Below are 18,489 nucleotides of genomic sequence, written 5' to 3'. Positions count from 1 at the left end.
TTCGGGTAGTCTGAGCGTCCCGTCGCCATGATGACCGTGTCGTCGCGGGCGTCCTTCGCGTCCTCGTAGGAGATTTCTGGGTCTGGGTTCGCCATCGCGAAGATGATGGGGTCGTCGGCCATCGACCGGACCATCTCTTTGGAGACGATATCGCCGACAGAGAGGCCGACGAACACGTCTGCGCCCTCCATCGCGTCTTCGAGAGACCCATCTTCGACCCCGCGAGCGAACGGTTCGGTGTACTCGTTGAGTTCGCCCGCCTCGGCGCGTGTCTCCGAGAGAATCCCGTCGATGTCACACATCGTGATGTTCTCTCGCGGGATGCCGAGTGAGACGTAGAACCGCGCCGTCGCCGTCGCCGCAGCACCTGCACCGGCGAAGGTCACACTGAGGTTAGAGAGGTCCTTGTCGGCGATTTCGACGGCGTTGAGGAGGGCGGCACCGGAGATGATTGCCGTGCCGTGCTGGTCGTCGTGGAAGACGGGGATATCCATCCGCTCGCCGAGACGTTGCTCGATTTCGAAGCACTCTGGCGCTTTGATATCCTCCAAATTGATGCCGCCGAACGTCGGTTCCATCGCGGCGACGCTCTCGACGAACGCTTGGGGGTCGGCGATGTCGAACTCCACGTCGAACACGTCGATGTCGGCAAAGCGCTTGAAGAGGACGCCCTTGCCCTCCATGACGGGTTTGGACGCCTGCGCGCCGATATCGCCGAGGCCGAGCACCGCAGAGCCATTCGAGACGACGCCGACGAGGTTCCCCTTCGCCGTGTACTCGTACGCGAGCGTGGGTTCGTCCGCGATATCGAGACACGGCGCGGCCACGCCGGGAGAGTAGGCGAGACTCAGGTCTCGCTGCGTGTTCGTCGGTTTCGTCGTCGCAATCTCTATCTTTCCGGGCGGGTCCTTCCGGTGGTACTCCCGAGCGTCGTCCTCGAGTGTCATTGTAGTTCACCGCGTCGTTGAGAAAGGTAGCCTCTTCGTTCGACACGAGTCTGGCCGAGTCAGTACGTCGCAGTCGTCTGTGCGCGCGCCTCATCTAGCCAGTCGGGGTCTGAGACGGAGGTCGTACCGACGTCGGTCAACTCGAAGCGCCACTCGGCGGAGACGGGGTCACCCGCTTCGGTTTCCCCGCGAAGGTCCCAACTCGACGAGCGAGCGAGGCCGTCTTCGTCCACGAGGACGACCAGCGTGAAGTCGGTGATTGTCACGTTCTCGTCGGACCCGAACGCGGTGACGCCGTACTGCCGCCAGAGCATCGGGTCTGTGTACTCGTATCGGTCGACGGTGACGCCGTCGAACGTCTCGGTGCCGACGAACGTGGCGTCCGAGAAGTCGTCGTACGTGAACGACGCGCCACGTGCGAGAGCATACTCGATTTGGTTGTCATCGGCCGGGAGGACCTGGTAAAACGCCTCGGTGTCGTTGCCCAGTCGGGTGTAACTCGTCCCGTCGGCGATGAACCGTTCGTAACTCACACCCGCTTCGTCGCCGGAGATTGTGAACGTCTCACTCGTCCGGTTCGCTTCGAGGTCGACGTAGTACGTGTTGGTGAGCATCGACTGGCTACCCGTCGAGTCCACCGTCGTCAGCGACCACGAACTCGTGAAACTCCCGGCGTCACGGAGTCGTGTCTCCGGGTCGCCGACGGCGAACTCAGCCGTGTCGTCTCCGTCGTCCTCGGACCCGCCGGTGCCGCCGGACCCACCACTGGTCCCCGCAGCGTCGTCTCCCGACGCCGCCGTCTGAGTGTCTGTCGGAGCACCAGTACACCCCGCGATGACGAGCAACACTGCGACGACGACTGTGAGTACCTGTACACGCATAGTCACGTCTCTAAACGTCACTAACAGGCTTAACCTAGCGTACAGATTTCTCGACAGTCTTCGAGGTGTGTACGTCGGCGGAAGCGCGCAGAGTCGTCAGACCCGACACCGCCCAGAGAATCACCAGTCTCCGGGGACCGAACCCTGAACGAGTCGCTCGTGGACAGCGACGAGGAGGACCACACTCACCACGATGATGCCCACGTCGAGCGGCGTCGAGAGCAACCCGAGCGAGACGATGAGCGTCGTCGCGCACGCCGGTGCGTGGACGGTGTCGGTGGCGACCATCGCCCAACTCGTCACGGCGACTGAGAGGATGCCGCTGGCGACGAGTCTGAGTCCAGCGACCGAAAACGCCGGGATGGATGCTGTGAGTGCCACACCGGACGCGAGCAGTGAATACGCGAGCAAGCCAGCGACGGCCCCGACGACGTGCCCACCGACGACTCGGGTACCTCGGGGACGTTCGTTTGGACCCGCGAACGCGAGGACGAAGGCCGAAGGGCCGAGGCTTGGGAAGACGAACGCCGCACCAGTCGCCCACGCGACTGCCCCGAGAACACCGAACGAGAGGCCCGCAGAGAGCGCCGTCTGGGCACCTCGACCATCCATATCGTTCGATGCACTGGTGCACACTGAAAACTGTGTCTGACTCGGCCAGCGGGATGGCCAGACGAGTCGCAGGCAGAGTTTCAAATGGCTTCTCCGCGACACTGTCTGTATGCCCGGCGCAGTGTTCCTCGAAGGCGACGTCGTCGAACTTCGGACCGTCGAAGCGGACGACATCGAGTTTCTCCACGAGATGGTCAACGACCCGCGTGTGCGGAACGGAATCGCGGCCGTCGACCCCATCACTCGCACCAAAGAGCGCGAGTGGGTCGAATCACGCGGCGACGGCGACGACATCAACTTCGTCGTCTGTGACGACGGCACTCCCGTGGGAAGTATCGGGTTCAAGGCCCCGAACGTAATCAACGGGGCCGTCGAAGTCGGCTACTCGGTCGCTCCGGACCACTGGGGGAAGGGCTACGCAACCGACGCCCTCCGCACTATCTGTGGGTACGCGTTCCGAGAGCGACGACTGAACAAAGTCTACGCGAACGCCTACGAGACGAATCCGGCGTCGTGTCGCGTCCTCGAAAAAGCAGGATTCCAACAGGAGGGCGTCCTCAGAGAACAGGGCTTCGTCGACGGCGAACACGTCGACACGCTTCGCTACGGCCTGCTCTCCGAGGAGTGGAAGCGAGGCGTGACCGAAGACGACGGAAAAGAACGCGACCGAACCGCAGACAGGTGGTTCTAGTCTAAATCCAGCCTTCTTGGACGAGGAGTTCGCCGTTGAGGACCGACGCGCCTGCTGCACCGCGAATCGTGTTGTGTGCGAGGCAGTTGTACTTCACGCCGTTGGGCGTCTCCTGAATCGCGCCGGCGGAGATTTGCATGCCGTCGCCGCGGTCACGGTCGAGTCGGGGTTGCGGCCGGTAGTTGTCCTCGAAGACGTGGATGAGTTGCTCGGGTGCGCTCGGGAGGTCGACACCGGGGAACTCGCGCATCGCGGCGGCGACGTCGTCGGGCGAGGCGTCTTCTTCGAGGTCGGCGAAGACGCTCTCGAGGTGGCCATCGAGCGTCGGGATGCGGTTACACGAGGCGTTGACCTCGGCGTCGTGGAGCGAGAGTTCCGCGCCGTCGAACGACCCGAGGAGTTTGCGCGATTCGGTCTCCATCTTCTCTTCTTCGCCGCCGATGTGCGGGATGGCGTTGTCGATAATCTCCATCGAGGTGACGCCGTCGTAGCCCGCGCCAGAGACTGCCTGGAGGGTCGTGACGTGGACCCGGTCGAGGCCGAACTGGTCGAGTGCGGCGAGCGTCGGGACCATCGTGATGGTCGAACAGTTGGGGTTCTTCACGAGAGCGCCGTCCCATCCGCGTTCGTCCTGCTGGACCTCGATGAGGTCGAGGTGGTCGGGGTTGATTTCGGGAATCGTCAGGGGGACGTCGGGTGCCATGCGGTCGTTCGAGGAGTTCGACGAGACGACGTAGCCCGCGTCGAGGAAGTCGGGTTCGACGTCGGCGGCGACAGACGACGGGAGCGACGAGAAGAGAAGGTCGATGTCGTCGGGAACGTCCGCGGGGTCGGTTCGGCCGACTTCCATCTCTGCGACGTGGTCCGGGATGGGGGTATTGACGCGCCACTTCGCCGCTTCGTCGTAGCGCTTGCCTGCGCTGGACTCACTCGCGGTCAGTGCCCCGAGTTCGAACGTGGGGTGGTCTTCGAGAAGTTGGATGAATCGCTGTCCTACTGCACCGGTTGCGCCGAGAATTCCGACTCGTACTGCCATTACCCGTGTCGTAGTGTGGCACACGCATAAGGCCGTTTGGATTCGAGCCGATATTCTCCCCCAAACAGTTCGAGAGAACGGCAGTTTCGGGCGTTCTATCACGGTCGAACACACAAATCGGCAATCGTCGAACAGGATACCGACGTGCGTTGTGGAAACCGATAGAATAACGTGGAGTTCCCTGAAAGACTACCGCAAATGTTCAGCAAGGTTCTCGTCGCCAATCGAGGCGAGATCGCAGTACGTGTCATGCGTGCATGTGAGGAGTTAGGAGTCCGAACCGTCGCCGTCTACAGCGAGGCCGACAAGCACGGCGGGCACGTGCGCTACGCCGACGAGGCGTACAACATCGGTCCCGCTCGTGCGGCCGACTCCTACCTCGACCACGAGTCGGTCCTCGACGCAGCGCGCAAGGCCGGTGCCGACGCCATCCACCCCGGATACGGCTTCCTCGCGGAGAACGCGACGTTCGCGCGAAAGGTCGAAGAGTCCGAGTTCAAGTGGATTGGCCCATCGGCCGACGCGATGGAACGCCTCGGCGAGAAGACGAAGGCCCGTGCGCTCATGCAGGACGCGGACGTGCCGGTCGTTCCCGGGACGACCGAACCCGCCGAGTCCGCCGCGGACGTGAAGGCCGTCGCCGACGACTACGGCTACCCAGTCGCCATCAAGGCCGAAGGTGGCGGTGGTGGCCGCGGCCTGAAAGTCGTCCACTCCGAAGACGAAGTCGACGACCAGTTCGAGACGGCCAAACGCGAGGGTGAGGCGTACTTCGACAACGCCTCTGTCTACGTCGAGAAGTACCTCGAAGCGCCGCGCCACATCGAAGTGCAGATTCTCGCCGACGAACACGGCAACGTCCGCCATCTCGGCGAACGCGACTGCTCGCTCCAGCGCCGCCACCAGAAGGTCATCGAGGAGGCACCGTCGCCCGCCCTCGACGACGACCTGCGCGAGCGTATCGGTGAGGCCGCCCGACGCGGTGTCCGCGCCGCCGACTACCACAACGCCGGCACGGTGGAGTTCCTCGTCGAAGACGGCGAGTTCTACTTCATGGAGGTCAACACGCGCATCCAGGTCGAACACACCGTCACTGAGGAAGTCACCGGTCTCGACGTCGTGAAGTGGCAGATTCGCGTCGCTGCCGGCGAGGAACTCGACTTCTCGCAAGACGACGTGGAAATCGACGGTCACTCGATGGAGTTCCGTATCAACGCGGAAGCACCCGAGAAGGACTTCGCGCCCGCGACGGGAACGCTCACGACCTACGACCCGCCGGGCGGCATCGGCATCCGCATGGACGACGCCGTCCGTCAGGGCGACGAAATCGGTGGCGACTACGACTCGATGATTGCGAAACTCATCGTCACCGGGTCCGACCGCACCGAAGTCCTCGCCCGCGCCGAACGCGCACTCGCCGAGTTCGACATCGAGGGTCTGCGGACGGTCATCCCGTTCCACCGCCTCATGCTCACCGACGAGCAGTTCCGCGCCGGGACGCACACGACGAAGTACCTCGACAACGTCCTCGACCCAGACCGTATCCAGGCCGCCGTCGAGCGCTGGGCCCCGGAGGCCGTCGCCGACGACGACGAGGACGAAGAGACCACCGAACGGACGTTCACCGTCGAAGTCAACGGCAAGCGCTTCGAGGTTAGTCTCGAAGAACGCGGCGCGCCCGTCATCCCCGTCGGTGGTGCTGCGGCGGCGTCCGCATCCAAGCCGTCCGGCCCGCGAAAGCGCCGTGACGACGGCGACGACGACCAGCAAATCATCGAGGGTGACGGCGAGTCTGTCACCGCCGAGATGCAGGGGACCATCCTCTCTGTCGACGTCGAAGAAGGCGACGAAGTCGAACCCGGAGACACCGTCTGCGTCCTCGAAGCGATGAAGATGGAAAACGACGTGGTCGCCGAACGCGGCGGCACCGTCTCGCAAGTCCTCGTCGGTGAGGGCGACAGCGTCGACATGGGCGACGTGCTCATCGTCATCGAGTAGACGACGCCGCCCACGACGACTGCACCACGAACCGCGAACCTCTTTTCTCGCGCCGCAGTAGCCGACTCCATGAGCGACACGCGACGTACCCTGCTCGCCGCACTCGCCGAGGGTTCCGTCTCCGGTCCCGAACTCGCCGACCGACTCGGCGTCTCCCGCGCCGCCGTCTGGAAACACGTCGAGTCACTTCGAGACGACGGCTTCGGCATCGAGAGCACCGACGAGGGATACGTCGTGACCGACGTGCCGGAGTACGGCGGGCCGGCCATCGAGTACGGACTGGACGCCGACTACGACGTGGAGTTCCACGACGTACTCGCCTCGACGAACGACCGGGCCCGCGAACGCGCCGCCGAAGGTGCGAGCGACGTGGTCGTCGTCGCCCGCGAGCAGTCGGCCAGCAGAGGCCGCAAAGACCGCGTGTGGACCTCGCCCGACGGCGGCGTCTGGATGAGTGTCCTCGTCAGACCGGACGAACCGCCGGCGTTCGCGCCGTTGTACACGCTGGCGATGGCCGTCGCAGTGTGTGATGCGGCGCGAGAAGCGGGAGTGGGTGCGAGTATCAAGTGGCCGAACGATGTGATTGTGAGCGAAGCGAACAATCGCTCATCTGACTCTTCAGAGTCAGATGGTGTCATCGTGAGCGAAGTGAACGATAACTCGTCGGGCGCGTCAGCGTCCGACGTAGGTCCCGCGAACGAAGTGAGCGGGAGAGCAGAACGGCCATCCCACCCCTACCGAAAACTCTGCGGCATCCTCACCGAGATGGAAGGCGAAGCGGACCGCGTCTCGTGGTTGGTCATCGGGGCCGGCATCAACGTCAACATCGACCCGGCGACGCTTCCGGAGGGTGCGACGAGCGTGTCCGCCGAAGCGGGTGACGTCGAACGCCGCGTCTTCGTCCAGCGCGTACTCGAACGCTTCGACGAACTCCGAACCGACCTCGATAGCGTCCTCCCGGCGTGGCGCGAGCGAGCAGACACGCTCGGAAGACGAGTCCGTGTTCACACTGCGGGCGGCGTCGTCGAAGGCGAGGCAGTCGACGTCGAGCACCCCGGCACACTCGTCGTCCAGACTGACGACGGAGCAGTCCGTGTCCACGCCGGCGACTGCGAACACCTCCGACCGACGGGTGACGATTGACCGAAAACAGGTTATCGTTCGCCGTCGGCCGTCGCAGCGGTGTCTGCGGACCCGTCTGTCTCGGCCGGTGATTCCGTCGCCGTCTCGCCTGACGCGTCCGACGCAAGGTCGGAGGCGTCTTCACCGCCCTCGATGCGGACGGTCAACACCGGAACCGACGACGCGCGGACGACTTTCTCGGCCACCGACCCGAGGAGGAGTCGGTCGATACCGCCGCGGCCGTGCGTCCCCATCACGACGAGGTCACACTCGCCGCGTTCGGCGAACTCGACGATTTCCCGACTCGGTGTCCCTTCGAGGACGTGTGTCTCCACTGGGACGCCCTCTTTTTCGGCCGCCCGTTCTACCAGTTCGAGCGCCGATTCGGCATCCGAGCGCAACAGGTCGTCCAGCCCCTCCCACGAGGATTCCATCGGGAGTCCGGCGAAACTCCCGGCATTGACGACGTAGACGCCGTGTAGTTCTGCCCCGTGCACTGCGGCGAGTGCGGCGGCGTGGGTCGCCACGCGGGCCGACCCTGCGGACCCGTCGATGGGAACGATGATTCGGTCGTACAACACCATGACACTAAGTGACATATTACCACAGCAGGTAATAACACTTTGCGACAGCGAGAATATTCCGAGAATAGCGAGTGGTCTGTCGCCGACTCAGAGGTACACGTCTTTCACGTCCGCCATCCCGGCGCGGCGGACGACGGCTCGTGCCACGTCCTGTGCGCCGGCGAGGTTGTCAGTGTCGCCGTCGAGGACGAGCAGCTTCGCCTCACGGCCTTCTTCGACGAGTCCGTAGTTCAGCCCGGCGATGTCGGCACCGTTGATGGTCGCCATCCGCAGCACTTCGGCGGCGGGAACGTCGGCCAGTTTGGAGGTGAACTCCATCTCGCGGAACATCGAGGGACTGTTCAGCATCACGTTGTCCGTGCCGAGGGCGACAGTCGTTCGTTCGACGAGTTCTCGCACCGGCGGGACGCCCACGCCGGTGACGAGGTTCGACCGCGGGCAGACCACGATTGGAATCTCGCTGTCCTCGACGCGTTCGAGGTGAATCGGTTTCGGGTGGACCATGTGGACGAGGAAGTCGGGGTCGAGGTCCAGCGCGGGGTTGACGTCCAGCGAGTCACGCTCGCCGGCGTGGATGCCGAACAGTTTACCCGCGTTCGCCGTCGCAGTCCGGAGTTCGCCGAACTCTGCGTCGCGCGCACCGGAGGCACCGAACCCATCCGACACTTCCATCGCCGCCTCTGTCTCCCGGCCGAAGACGACGGCCTCGATATCACGGCCATCGAGCGCCTGCCGGATGACGTCGACGCCGTCGACGCCGCCCTCGCGGAACTCGAGACACGCCGCCGTCCCGCCGCGTTCCATCATACGCAGTGACCGGCGCATCGCGGCCACTTTCTCGTCGGTGCTCGCGGCCCGGAGGAGTCGGTGTTTCAACCCATCCGGTGGGGCGACGAGGTCGTCGAGCGAGAGTCCTTCGCCCGCCTCTTTCGCGATGGAGTCGCCGAGGTGGGTGTGCGCGTTGACGAACGCGGGGAGGATGATGTCCGTCGAGTCTGTCTCGGTCTCCTCGATGGCAGTAATCGTCCCGTCTTCGACGACGACCCGTCCCTCGACTGGTTCGAAGTCGCGGCCACGAAGTACGGTTCCCTCGAGATGCATCGCTCTCGAATGGGTCGCCCCGTGGCTTGAACCTCTCGTCTCGGAGTGGTCGCCCTGTTTCGCCGGGCGAGGTGTCGCTACTCGAACTCGTCTAACGTCGTGTTCAGACTGCGTCTGACCTCGGAGACGAGTGCCCCGTCGATGTCGAGTCCGAGGACATCCGCTGCGGCGCGTCCGACTCGTTCGGTCTCGTCACTCGGTGCGTAGACGCCGAGTCGCCACTGCTGTTCTTGTGCGGTTCGAAGCGCCTGCACGAGCGGTGACTCGCGTTCTAACTGTCGAATCTCGCCGTTGACCATCACGCGCGAGGACGACTCGGTCATCGAGGGCCGAGAGGACACGTCGAGGATGACCGACTCGGGCGGCACGTCGGCACGGGCGGCAATCTCGCGTTCGAAGTCGACTATCGTCTCGTGGTCGGCGTCGATGACCGACTCGGGGACGTCCGGGAGTTCCGCCCAGACCGCCCGTTTGTACAGGGTGCGGTTGGCGAGACGTTCGGCGAACTCGTTCGTCGAGGGATTGAGTCTGAGCGCGACGAGCAGGTCGTAGTCGTCCATCCGGCGGAGTTCGTCGGCGTCGATGTCCGGTTCGGCGAGGAGTTTCTCGGATGCACGGCGGAGCATCGCCTTCGAGATACGCGCGACGTGGTGTCGGTAGACGGTCGGATTCATCAGCGCACGGGCCAGCAAGAGCGATTCGGCCGTCTGGACGTTTCCCTCGGCGAGGACGAGTTCGCCGTCCACGAACGCGAGTTCCCGAATCAGTCGCTCGTGGTCGATGGTGCCGTAGGGGACGCCAGTGTGGTGGGCGTCGCGGACGAGGTAGTCCATCCGGTCGACGTCGAGTTCACCCGAGACGAGTTGGCCGAACTCGCCGTCGCCGGCGACGAGGGCGGCGACGCGCGTCGGGTCGAGTCCCTCCGATTCGAGCACGTCGCCGACGTTCCCACTCGTGACGAGTTCGTCCACGTCGTCGTGGTACTTGCCCGTGTGTCGCTGTGTCACCTCCTCGATGTTGTGGCTGTAGGGTCCGTGACCGACGTCGTGGAGGAGGGCCGCCGCCTCGACGTGGGCGGCAGCGTCGCCCTCGATGCCGAGGTGCGAGAGAGCACGGGAGGCGAGGTGGTAGACGCCGAGGCTGTGTTCGAAGCGCGTGTGGTTCGCAGAGGGGTAGACCAGTTGGACCGTCCCCAACTGCTTGATACGCCGAAGGCGTTGCATCTCCGGCGTGTCGAGGAGTGCCTCGGCCGCGCCCTCGACCTCGATGTGGTCGTGGACGCTGTCCTTGATGGTCGTCATGGTGGGGCATTCGGCCGTCATCGGGTAAAAAGGGTCGGGCGGGGAGGCGCAAACGGGCCGGTGGCTCTGTGTCGAATGGGTCACAAAACGGGAATCGTGGACGCAGACTGTCTCAGCGGTCCGATTAGGCCGCCGGGCGACCTGCGGTCTCTCCGCGGCCACTGTTGATGTAGCCACCGATGATACCACCGACAGCGCCGGGGATACCCGCGACGAAGATGAGGGCCAGGAGACCAAGCCCCGCACCGAGGCCGAAGATACCCGCGACGAGCGTTCCGAGGACGGTCAGGATGACGCCCACGATGAGCGCTCCGATGACGGTGGCCAGTGCCCCGTGGGTGGCGTCACTCGTGGTGCTGCGGTTGTTGTAGTACCCGGCGACACCGCCTGCGATGAGCCCAGCTAATCCTGCGCCGACGACTGGGAGCGCGACGTCTGTGAACGGGATGACGAACCCGCTGAGTAGTCCGAGGACGATGTTGGTCGCGAAACCGTATAGGACAGCACGCCAGTTGATGGCCATACCTCTCACAACGATGTGAAATCGATTAAATACCTCAGACAGATATCATGAAAATCCCGGTTTTGAGGACATACAATCTGAAAGTCGGATGGCGGTGGATGTCCGCCGGCGTCGTGTAGTCACTCGAACTGGCAGTGGCCCGTCTCCTCACACGTGGGTCGTCACTCGTGTCGGGAGATCCAACACGTCGATTGCCGCCGCCGCGACGTCGTCTCTGACCGTCTCGGGAGCGTAGACGCCGAGTCGCCACTGGATTCGCTCTGCTGCCCGGAGCGCACCGACCAGTTCTGACGCGTCTTCGAGTCGGCGCACGACGCCGTCGACGACCACACGTGACCGTGACTCTTTGATTCGTGGCCGCGACGGAGCGTCGACGATAACCGACATGGGGGACACGCCCGCCACGTCGGCTATCTCACGTTCGGCCGCCCGCGACGCCTCGAAATCGAGTTCGACGACGTCAGCCGAAACCGCGTCGATGGGTGCCCAGACTGCTCGCTTGTACAGGTTTCGGCACTCGATACGATGGCCGAGTTCGGGGACGTGCTCGTCGAGGGCGACCAGCAAGTCGTGGTCCGCCATTCGGACGAACTCGTCGAGTGAGACGGCGTCGTCGACGAGTCGTTCGGACGCTCGTTCGAGCATCGCGCCCGCGATACGCGAGACGTGGTGACGGTACACTGTCCCGTTCATCAACGCGCGGGCCAACAAGAGCGACTCTGCCGTCTGGACGTTTCCCTCGGCGAGGACCACTTTGCCGTCTCGATACCGAAGTTCGCGGACGAGTCGCCCGTGGTCGATAGTGCCGTAGGGGACGCCGGTGTGGTGGGCGTCGCGGACGAGGTAGTCCATCCGGTCCACGTCGAGTTCGCCAGAGACGAGTTGGCCGAGTCCGCTGTCGCCGGCGACGAGGGCAGCCACGCGCGACGAGTCGAGGCCGTGTGCGTCGAGCACGTCGCCGACAGCCGTTCCGTCGAGGAGGTGGTGTATCTCGTCGTGGTCGCGGCCAGTTCGGCGGCGGATGAGGTCCTCAGTTTGGTGCCCGTACGGGCCGTGTCCGATGTCGTGGAGGAGCGCAGCAGCACGGACGTGCGCGGCGCGGTCACCGTCGATTTCGAGGTGCGAGAGGGCGCGCGAGGCGAGGTGGTAGACGCCGAGGCTGTGTTCGAAGCGGGTGTGACTCGCGGAGGGGTAGACGAGTCGGACCGTCGAGAGTTGCTTGATGTGCCGAAGGCGCTGGAACTCGGGCGTATCGACGAGTTCGGCGGCCACGGGGTCGAGTGAGATGTAGTCGTGGACGCTGTCTTTGACCGCGGTCATACTGGTGCTTGCACGACGAGTGTCAAATATCCCGAGCGTTCACTTCGGTGAAGAGAACCGACGCTATCGGTTCTGCTCGAACTCTGCTGTGACCTGTTCGGCCGTCGTGTTGGCGACGGCGTCGATGAGGTGGGTCCGATAGGCTGGTCGAGAGACGAGGCCGGTTCCCGACACGTCGACGCGAGCGTCGAGAGTCCCCGCGACGTCGGGCCCCATCGTCGAGTTGAACACGAAGGGGCCATCGGAGAGGGCTGCATCGACGTGCTCGCGGTGTCCACCGACGTCGAACGCGGCCCGCCACGTCGCGGACCCCGACGGCGTGACGGGGTTCCAGCGCGGATTCCACTCGTCGACGACGACGACCACGACGGCCCGGTCGTACGACTCACGCGCCTCGATTGGGTCGAGAGAGAGGCCCTCTCGTTGGAACGACGCGACGAGTTCGTCGGTCAGGTCGTCGCGGATGGCGTCGGGTGCATCTACGACGAGGTATCCGTCGTCGACCGGCGGGAGCGACTCGGCGTCGGCGCTGGCGGCGGTTGCCGTGTGGTCTGACGACGTCTGGTAGGTCGCCGCGTCGAAGTCGACGAAGAGGAACGCGCCGCTGAGGGCCGCGAGAACGACGAGGACGGCGACGAAGGCAGAGGCGAGGGAACGCGGGGACTGGGGCATATCTCCGTATCGTCTGCCAAAACTGATAGTCGTACTGTGGTTCGTGCTGTCTCGAGGCGCAGTCGGCCGGTACAACCCGCTCAGTCGGCCGCCACAAACCACTTTTCCACCGCGCGAGTGACAGTGGTCGCATGGGGGTAAAATCGTCTCTCGGGAACCTCCTCGGTCTGTTCTTGCTCGTCGTGGCCGGGGGTGCGGGACTCAACGCGGCGTATCTGGTGGGTGTGAGCGCACTCACGGGCCTCACCATCCCCCGTGCCTCGGCAATCGTATTCTCGCTCGGACTGTCGGTGACGACTGGGTTCACCGGGTACTTCGTCCGAAAGGCCGTCGCCGGACAAGTGATGCCGTCGACGTTCGACACGTCCGTGGCGTACCGCGGCGGTCGGTGACGCCCGACGTCCGGTGAAGGAACTTTCAAACCGCCACTCACCCTACGGCGGAGCATGGTAACCTTCCTCGCTGGGGGCACGGGCACCCCCAAACTCCTCGACGGTGCGGGTGAGGTGTTCGACCCCGCCGAGACGACAGTCGTCGCCAACACGGGCGACGACGTGGAACTCGGCGGCCACCTCGTCTGTCCCGACGTGGACACGGTTCTCTTCTGGGGCGGCGGCGTCCTCGACACCGACCGGTGGTGGGGCATCGCCGACGACACCACCGAGACGGACGACGAACTCCACCGCCTCGCCGACGCGGCAGGCCTCGAATCCGGCCCCCGATTCCTCCCCGACCACGCACAGACCGCTGGACGCGACATCGCCCGGTGGCGACGGTTCTCCGGCGTCGCGGAGTTCATGGAAATCGGTGACCGTGACCGGGCAGTCCACATCACTCGCACCTCGCTCCTCGACGAAGGGCGCTCGCTCACCGACGTCACGCGAACCCTCGCAGACGCCTTCGGCCTCGCCGTCTCACTACTTCCCATGAGCGACGACCCCGTGGCGACGCTCGTTCACACCGACGAAGGGACGATGCACTTCCAGGAATACTGGGTCCACCACCGGGCCGAACCCACAGTTCGAGACGTCGAGTTCCGCGGCGCGGACGTGGCCGAAATCACCGACGACGTGGCCGCCGCCCTCTCGGACCCCGTGGTCGTCGGTCCGTCGAATCCCATCACGAGCATCGGTCCGATGCTCGCCCTCGAGGGGTTCCGCGAGGCACTCGCCGAGACACCCGTCGTCGCCGTCTCGCCGTTCGTCGAAGACCGGGTGTTCTCCGGCCCCGCGGCGGACCTGATGGCCGGTGTGGGCTACGACCCGTCGACTGCGGGCGTCGCGGAAGCCTACCCCTTCGCCGACGCGTTCGTCCTCGACGACGAGGATGGAACCGACCTCGACCGACCGGTCGTCCGGACGGACACGCGAATCGACGGACTAGAAGACGCCGCGCGAGTCGCTCGCGCCGTCGACGAAGCGCTTCGGGAGGTGTCGTGATGTTCTCTCCTCGCCTCGCCGTCGCCAGTCTCAGTGGCGAATCTGACGCTGACTGGGCACGCGCTGCCGCCCCGCACGTCGGCGCAGCGTTCCTCGGGGGCGTCGCGCTGGACCAGCCCGCACAGGAGGCCGCTCGCGCCCTCGTCGCCCGTGGACGCTCGGAGTTTCTGACCGACGACCCAGTCGGGTTCGTCGCGGACCAACTCACCGCGCTGGACGATTCAGACCTCTTCGTCGCCGTCAACGTCCGTGCCACCTCGCGCGACCCACTTCGCGAAGTCGCCGCGGTCTGTGCCGACCACGGCGCTGGTGTCGAGGTGAACGCGCACTGCCGACAGGAGGAACTCTGCGCAATCGGATGCGGTGAGTCGCTTCTGCGCGACACCGACCGACTCGTGGCGTACGTCGCTGCGGCGGCCGAGTCCGGCGCACCCGTCGGCGTGAAAGTACGCGCAGAAGTCGAGGGCGTCGACCTCGCCGCACTCGCACCGAAACTCGCAGACGTGGGCGCATCGTGGCTTCACGTCGACGCGATGGACTCGGAGTCCGTCGTCGCCGACGTCGTCGCCGCCGCGCCCGACCTGTTCGTCGTCGCCAACAACGGCGTCCGGGACCGAGACACCGCACAGGAGTATCTCCGATATGGCGCGGACGCCGTCAGCGTCGGCCGACCGAGCGACGACCCGGTCGTCCTCAGTCGCGTCAACGAAGCCGTCGGCGAGTGGTTCGAATCTGAGGGAGAGAGCCACAGCCCCGACGAATCGGAGGTGTCTGCCCGATGACGAAGCCCTCAGTCACCGACCGAGGGTTCGGCCCGGCACGACACGCCGAACTCGCACTCCTCCTCGAAGTCGCTGGAACCCCAAAGCCGGGGAACGTGGACCGACGGCGTGACCTCTCGGACCTGCACTTCGAACACTTCCTCACTGGTGCCGTCGGGTCCGCTTCGGGCCTCCGACTCGCCGAGGACGGTGCATCGGTCGGCGAGGCGTTCGAGACGGCCGTCGCCGGGATGAGCAAGCAGGGCGGTGGCAACACGCAGTTCGGATGCGTGCTCCTCCTCGTTCCACTCGTCCGGGCGGCCGCGGCAGGCGACCTCTCCCCAGCGGGCGTGACCGACGTAGTCGAACAGACTACCGTCGACGACGCGGTGGCGTTCTACCGGGCCTTCGAGCACGTCGACGTGGCCGTCGGCGACCCCCCGGAAGACGCATCCGACCTCGACGTCCGCCGCGGGTCTGAGGCCGAGTCCGCCCTGCGAGAACAGGGCCTCACCTTCCTCGACGTGATGGAACTCAGCGCCGAGGGGGACGCCAACGCCCGCGAATGGACTGGTGGGTTCGCCCGGACCTTCCGCGCCGCCGAATCGATTCTAGCCGACGAGGGGCCGGTCACCGACCGCGTCGCCCGGGCGTTCCTCGACTTGCTCGCCGAGGAACCCGACACACTTGTCGTCACGAACCACGGCGACGCTGTCGCACGCGACGTGATGGACCGCGCTGCTGCCGTCTCGAATCTCGACGAGGCCGAGGAACTCGCCGAGTCGTTCGTCGCCGAGGGAATCAACCCCGGAACGACCGCCGACATCGTCTGCGCGGCGACGTTCGTCGCGTTGGAGCGAGGTGTTCCGCTGTGACTGGCGATGGTGGGCGTGTCGCGTGGCCCGTCGAACTCCGCGGTGTCACCGAGTCTGTCGTCGCCACGCTCGGCCCGAACGACTTGTGGAATTTCGCCGCGCTTGGACTCCACGCGCCCGGTGACTCCGACGAACCAGACGACTCCGACGGAACCGTCACGGCGACGACGTGGGGGAACACCCGCACGCGACGAAACTTCCATCGCCAAGGCGGTGGCGTCGTCCAGTTCGTCACCGACCCGCTGGATTTCGTCGAGGCGGCGATGACGATCCGCGAAGAACCGTCGCCCGTCCTCGACTCCGCCGACGCGTGGGCCGAAGTCGAAGCGACGCAGGTCGGTTCTGGCGAGGATGGCGGGACGCGCTGGGAGAGATGGGAACTCCGCCCCGTCGATGCGGCCGTCGAATCGACCCGTCCGTTCACTATCAATCGCGGGTTCGGGGCCGTCGTCGACGCCACAGTCGCTGCCTCTCGTCTCGACGTGCCGACGTTCGATACCGACGTGCTCTTCGACCGACTCGCGTACTTCGCAGAGACGGTCGAAAAGTGCGGTGGACCGCGAGAGCGAGAGGCGTTCGAACGCATCGACGAGGTGACGGGGTGGCGCGAGCGGGCGTCGCAAAGACGGAACGAATCGTTTTAGTGTTCGTCCGGGGAAATTCTGCACATGGCAATCAAGCCCAAGTACGTCAAGCAGCTTGGTAACATCCTGCTGGAGAAATACCCGCAGGCGTTCAACACGGACTTCGAGACGAACAAAGACAGCGTCAGTCAACTGACGACGGTGGAGTCGAAGAGCGTCCGCAACCGCATCGCGGGCTACATCACCCGGAAGAAGGGCGCTCAGACCGCGTAAATTCGAAGCAGACGATTCTCTCTGCGACTACTCTTCTCCACCCGCGTCGGGAGCGGTAGCGCTGGCTCTCCAAACAGACACTGTTTATACGAGTGACACGTTCGTGGAGACGTGAAGTGGTTGGCGCGCGGCGCTATCGTCGTATTCGTGGTGTTGCTCGTCGCGGGGGGAGGTGCCGTGGTCTACTTGTCGCTGCCGTATCACGGACCGCCGCCGTCGGTCCAGCAGGCCCACGACGACCCTCGGGTAACCGTGACGACAGCAGACGGCGTTCACGTTCTCTCTCCGGCGAACGCCGAGTCGACTGTCGGATTCGTCTTCTATCCCGGCGCGCGCGTCGCTCCGGACGCGTACTACAGTACGTTCACGCCGGTGGTGACACGGGCGAACGTCACGGTGTTCGTCCCGGAGATGCCACTCAACGTCGCGCTTCTCGACACCGATTCCGCCGAACGGATTCGGGCACAGCATCCCGATATCCAGACCTGGTTCGTCGGCGGTCACTCACTCGGAGGCGTCGCCGCCTGCCAGTACGCCGACTCACACGACGTTCGGGGACTCGTCTTGTTCGCGTCCTACTGCAACGTCGACGTGAGCGACGAGTCGTTTGCGGCCCTCACCGTCACCGGAAGCGCAGATACCGTCCTGAACCGTGCGAACTACCGGGAGGCGGCGACGCGACTCCCTCCCGACACGACGACCCGTGAAATCGAGGGGATGAACCACACACAGTTCGCCTCGTATCGAGGGCAGCGCGGAGACTCGCCTGCGTCACTCTCGTACGACGAGGCGCACCGACGCCTCGCCGACCTCCTCGTCCCGTGGTTGACCGACCACTCGACACCCGTTGGGAGTGACGCCGGCGACGGACGAGAGACACACGGCGAACGTCGGTTCTGAGTACACTCCCGCTGGACCGACGCGAGCCTTTACCACACGCTGCGACGACTCTCTCCCATGCGCGTCATCGGCCACCGTGGATGCCCTACACTCGCACCGGAGAACACGCTGGCAGCCTTTCGAGCGGCCGCAGACCGCCTCGACTGGGTCGAACTCGACGTTCGGCGCTGTGCGAGTGGTGAACTCGTCGTCTTCCACGACGAGACACTCGACAGACTGACCGAGGCTACCGGCCGAGTCGCCGACGCGACACTCCCTGAACTCCGCGTGCTCCGCGTCGGCGACTCCGAGGAGTCGATTCCGACGCTCTCGGAAGTGTTCGAGACGCTCCCCGACGACGTCGCTGTCAACGTCGAACTGAAAGAATCGGGGCTCGCGGCCGCCCTCGCCGACGTCGTCGCCGCGACTCGACACGAGGCTCTCGTCTCGTCGTTCGACGCCGACGCACTTCGGGAGGTTCGCGAGGCGACGGCCCTGCCCATCGCGTATCTCTGTTCTACCGACTGGGACGGCGCCATCCGCGTCGCGACCGAACTCGGATGTCTCGCCCTTCACCCCCACTACGACCTGTTGTCGGCGGAACGCGTCGCCGAGGCCCACGACGCAGGACTCGAACTGAACGCGTGGACCGTCCTCGACAGCGAGACGGCAGAGCGACTCCGCGAGTGGGGTGTAGACGGCGTCATCGTCGACGACCCGACGATTGGAACGGAAAACAGCAAACGGGGCGCGAGGTAGATTAGAACCGGTCGACGCGACCCGAGGCGGCCCACGCGTTCGTGGGCGCGCCCGAGGGGACGCGGCGGCTACATCCGGTGACCGAGTGGAGTCGGCCGGCGTACTGCCAGCGCTTCTCGTTCCACGTCTCT

21 protein-coding genes and 1 pseudogene are annotated in these 18,489 nt (G+C 65.1%); 11 read left to right on the top strand and 11 right to left on the bottom strand.

Annotated elements, in window-relative coordinates:
* The 3 genes from AUR66_RS07535 to AUR66_RS07525 form a co-directional block, all read right to left on the bottom strand.
* Window positions 1–947, bottom strand: a 947-nt coding sequence (locus AUR66_RS07535) for a malic enzyme-like NAD(P)-binding protein (protein ID WP_331456990.1), incomplete at its 3' end; no start/stop codon positions are given.
* A gap of 59 nt (window positions 948–1,006) precedes the next feature.
* Window positions 1,007–1,828: a DUF7537 family lipoprotein gene (locus AUR66_RS07530; RefSeq protein ID WP_058571850.1), complete on the bottom strand. Its 822-nt coding sequence runs from the start codon at window positions 1,826–1,828 to the stop codon at window positions 1,007–1,009.
* A gap of 120 nt (window positions 1,829–1,948) precedes the next feature.
* Entirely contained in the window at window positions 1,949–2,440 is a 492-nt protein-coding gene (locus AUR66_RS07525; protein WP_058571849.1) for an HPP family protein, read from the bottom strand.
* Window positions 2,441–2,549: 109 nt separating this feature from the next.
* On the opposite strand from AUR66_RS07525, the gene AUR66_RS07520 reads away from it, so the two are divergent.
* Window positions 2,550–3,131, top strand: a complete 582-nt coding sequence (locus AUR66_RS07520; RefSeq protein WP_058571848.1) for a GNAT family N-acetyltransferase — start codon at window positions 2,550–2,552, stop codon at window positions 3,129–3,131.
* Between the two features lies 1 nt (window position 3,132).
* On the opposite strand, the gene asd is transcribed toward AUR66_RS07520, so the two are convergent.
* Entirely contained in the window at window positions 3,133–4,167 is a 1,035-nt protein-coding gene (asd, locus tag AUR66_RS07515; protein WP_058571847.1) for an aspartate-semialdehyde dehydrogenase, read from the bottom strand.
* Window positions 4,168–4,365: 198 nt separating this feature from the next.
* Between asd and pccA the strand changes: the two genes are divergently transcribed.
* Window positions 4,366–6,165 (top strand): propionyl-CoA carboxylase biotin carboxylase/biotin-carboxyl carrier subunit, encoded by a 1,800-nt coding sequence (gene pccA / locus AUR66_RS07510; RefSeq protein WP_058571846.1) that lies wholly within the window; start codon window positions 4,366–4,368, stop codon window positions 6,163–6,165.
* 69 nt (window positions 6,166–6,234) lie between these two features.
* A complete protein-coding gene (locus AUR66_RS07505; RefSeq protein WP_058571845.1) occupies window positions 6,235–7,308 on the top strand; it encodes a biotin--[acetyl-CoA-carboxylase] ligase in 1,074 nt (357 codons plus the stop codon).
* Between the two features lie 11 nt (window positions 7,309–7,319).
* Here AUR66_RS07505 and AUR66_RS07500 read toward each other — a convergent pair whose 3' ends face one another.
* From AUR66_RS07500 to AUR66_RS07475, 6 genes are all read right to left on the bottom strand, one after another.
* Window positions 7,320–7,871 (bottom strand): universal stress protein, encoded by a 552-nt coding sequence (locus AUR66_RS07500; RefSeq protein WP_058571852.1) that lies wholly within the window; start codon window positions 7,869–7,871, stop codon window positions 7,320–7,322.
* 87 nt (window positions 7,872–7,958) lie between these two features.
* Window positions 7,959–8,972 (bottom strand): amidohydrolase family protein, encoded by a 1,014-nt coding sequence (locus tag AUR66_RS07495; RefSeq protein WP_058571844.1) that lies wholly within the window; start codon window positions 8,970–8,972, stop codon window positions 7,959–7,961.
* A 77-nt stretch (window positions 8,973–9,049) separates the two neighbouring features.
* Window positions 9,050–10,273: an HD domain-containing protein gene (locus AUR66_RS07490; protein WP_058571843.1), complete on the bottom strand. Its 1,224-nt coding sequence runs from the start codon at window positions 10,271–10,273 to the stop codon at window positions 9,050–9,052.
* A gap of 124 nt (window positions 10,274–10,397) precedes the next feature.
* Window positions 10,398–10,796 (bottom strand): DUF5518 domain-containing protein, encoded by a 399-nt coding sequence (locus AUR66_RS07485; protein WP_058571842.1) that lies wholly within the window; start codon window positions 10,794–10,796, stop codon window positions 10,398–10,400.
* Window positions 10,797–10,943: 147 nt separating this feature from the next.
* On the bottom strand, window positions 10,944–12,116 hold the full coding sequence (locus AUR66_RS07480; protein WP_058571841.1) for an HD domain-containing protein: 1,173 nt from the start codon (window positions 12,114–12,116) through the stop codon (window positions 10,944–10,946).
* A 63-nt stretch (window positions 12,117–12,179) separates the two neighbouring features.
* A complete protein-coding gene (locus tag AUR66_RS07475; RefSeq protein WP_058571840.1) occupies window positions 12,180–12,788 on the bottom strand; it encodes a hypothetical protein in 609 nt (202 codons plus the stop codon).
* Between the two features lie 131 nt (window positions 12,789–12,919).
* On the opposite strand from AUR66_RS07475, the gene AUR66_RS07470 reads away from it, so the two are divergent.
* From AUR66_RS07470 to AUR66_RS07435, 8 genes are all read left to right on the top strand, one after another.
* Complete coding sequence (locus AUR66_RS07470) at window positions 12,920–13,180, top strand: hypothetical protein (protein WP_058571839.1); 261 nt, start codon at window positions 12,920–12,922, stop codon at window positions 13,178–13,180.
* A 54-nt stretch (window positions 13,181–13,234) separates the two neighbouring features.
* A complete protein-coding gene (gene cofD / locus AUR66_RS07465) occupies window positions 13,235–14,227 on the top strand; it encodes a 2-phospho-L-lactate transferase (protein WP_058571838.1) in 993 nt (330 codons plus the stop codon).
* Entirely contained in the window at window positions 14,227–15,009 is a 783-nt protein-coding gene (locus tag AUR66_RS07460) for a tRNA-dihydrouridine synthase (protein ID WP_058571837.1), read from the top strand. Before cofD ends, AUR66_RS07460 begins: the two co-directional genes overlap by 1 nt.
* Window positions 15,006–15,863 (top strand): triphosphoribosyl-dephospho-CoA synthase, encoded by an 858-nt coding sequence (locus AUR66_RS07455; RefSeq protein ID WP_058571836.1) that lies wholly within the window; start codon window positions 15,006–15,008, stop codon window positions 15,861–15,863. The genes AUR66_RS07460 and AUR66_RS07455 overlap by 4 nt, the downstream gene beginning before the upstream one ends.
* Window positions 15,860–16,507: a DUF447 domain-containing protein gene (locus AUR66_RS07450; protein WP_058571835.1), complete on the top strand. Its 648-nt coding sequence runs from the start codon at window positions 15,860–15,862 to the stop codon at window positions 16,505–16,507. Before AUR66_RS07455 ends, AUR66_RS07450 begins: the two co-directional genes overlap by 4 nt.
* Before the next feature lie 24 nt (window positions 16,508–16,531).
* Window positions 16,532–16,720 carry a 30S ribosomal protein S17e gene (locus AUR66_RS07445; protein WP_058571834.1) on the top strand — a complete coding sequence of 63 codons (189 nt, stop codon included), beginning with the start codon at window positions 16,532–16,534 and terminating at the stop codon, window positions 16,718–16,720.
* 111 nt (window positions 16,721–16,831) lie between these two features.
* Window positions 16,832–17,620 carry an alpha/beta hydrolase gene (locus AUR66_RS20485; RefSeq protein WP_231727795.1) on the top strand — a complete coding sequence of 263 codons (789 nt, stop codon included), beginning with the start codon at window positions 16,832–16,834 and terminating at the stop codon, window positions 17,618–17,620.
* 57 nt (window positions 17,621–17,677) lie between these two features.
* Window positions 17,678–18,358, top strand: coding sequence for a glycerophosphodiester phosphodiesterase (locus AUR66_RS07435; RefSeq protein WP_058571833.1), 681 nt, complete (start codon window positions 17,678–17,680; stop codon window positions 18,356–18,358).
* 1 nt (window position 18,359) lies between these two features.
* Here the strand turns inward: AUR66_RS07435 and AUR66_RS07430 are convergent.
* Window positions 18,360–18,489: pseudogene (locus tag AUR66_RS07430) on the bottom strand (acc operon protein); the annotation flags it as partial.

It is taken from the genome of Haloferax profundi (assembly GCF_001469865.1).
GTDB lineage: Archaea > Halobacteriota > Halobacteria > Halobacteriales > Haloferacaceae > Haloferax > Haloferax profundi.
The sequence above is the reverse complement of the archived record's forward strand: the minus strand, read 5'-3'. Positions and strand labels throughout refer to the sequence as shown.

What these genes read in the sequence shown, in the direction of transcription:
- AUR66_RS07530 (WP_058571850.1), bottom strand. Translation starts at nt 1,828, where the DNA reads ATGCGTGTACAGGTACTCACAGTCGTCGTCGCAGTGTTGCTCGTCATC.
- AUR66_RS07525 (WP_058571849.1), bottom strand. Translation starts at nt 2,440, where the DNA reads ATGGATGGTCGAGGTGCCCAGACGGCGCTCTCTGCGGGCCTCTCGTTC.
- AUR66_RS07520 (WP_058571848.1), top strand. Translation starts at nt 2,550, where the DNA reads ATGCCCGGCGCAGTGTTCCTCGAAGGCGACGTCGTCGAACTTCGGACC.
- asd (WP_058571847.1), bottom strand. Translation starts at nt 4,167, where the DNA reads ATGGCAGTACGAGTCGGAATTCTCGGCGCAACCGGTGCAGTAGGACAG.
- pccA (WP_058571846.1), top strand. Translation starts at nt 4,366, where the DNA reads ATGTTCAGCAAGGTTCTCGTCGCCAATCGAGGCGAGATCGCAGTACGT.
- AUR66_RS07505 (WP_058571845.1), top strand. Translation starts at nt 6,235, where the DNA reads ATGAGCGACACGCGACGTACCCTGCTCGCCGCACTCGCCGAGGGTTCC.
- AUR66_RS07500 (WP_058571852.1), bottom strand. Translation starts at nt 7,871, where the DNA reads ATGGTGTTGTACGACCGAATCATCGTTCCCATCGACGGGTCCGCAGGG.
- AUR66_RS07495 (WP_058571844.1), bottom strand. Translation starts at nt 8,972, where the DNA reads ATGCATCTCGAGGGAACCGTACTTCGTGGCCGCGACTTCGAACCAGTC.
- AUR66_RS07490 (WP_058571843.1), bottom strand. Translation starts at nt 10,273, where the DNA reads ATGACGACCATCAAGGACAGCGTCCACGACCACATCGAGGTCGAGGGC.
- AUR66_RS07485 (WP_058571842.1), bottom strand. Translation starts at nt 10,796, where the DNA reads ATGGCCATCAACTGGCGTGCTGTCCTATACGGTTTCGCGACCAACATC.
- AUR66_RS07480 (WP_058571841.1), bottom strand. Translation starts at nt 12,116, where the DNA reads ATGACCGCGGTCAAAGACAGCGTCCACGACTACATCTCACTCGACCCC.
- AUR66_RS07475 (WP_058571840.1), bottom strand. Translation starts at nt 12,788, where the DNA reads ATGCCCCAGTCCCCGCGTTCCCTCGCCTCTGCCTTCGTCGCCGTCCTC.
- AUR66_RS07470 (WP_058571839.1), top strand. Translation starts at nt 12,920, where the DNA reads ATGGGGGTAAAATCGTCTCTCGGGAACCTCCTCGGTCTGTTCTTGCTC.
- cofD (WP_058571838.1), top strand. Translation starts at nt 13,235, where the DNA reads ATGGTAACCTTCCTCGCTGGGGGCACGGGCACCCCCAAACTCCTCGAC.
- AUR66_RS07460 (WP_058571837.1), top strand. Translation starts at nt 14,227, where the DNA reads ATGTTCTCTCCTCGCCTCGCCGTCGCCAGTCTCAGTGGCGAATCTGAC.
- AUR66_RS07455 (WP_058571836.1), top strand. Translation starts at nt 15,006, where the DNA reads ATGACGAAGCCCTCAGTCACCGACCGAGGGTTCGGCCCGGCACGACAC.
- AUR66_RS07445 (WP_058571834.1), top strand. Translation starts at nt 16,532, where the DNA reads ATGGCAATCAAGCCCAAGTACGTCAAGCAGCTTGGTAACATCCTGCTG.
- AUR66_RS07435 (WP_058571833.1), top strand. Translation starts at nt 17,678, where the DNA reads ATGCGCGTCATCGGCCACCGTGGATGCCCTACACTCGCACCGGAGAAC.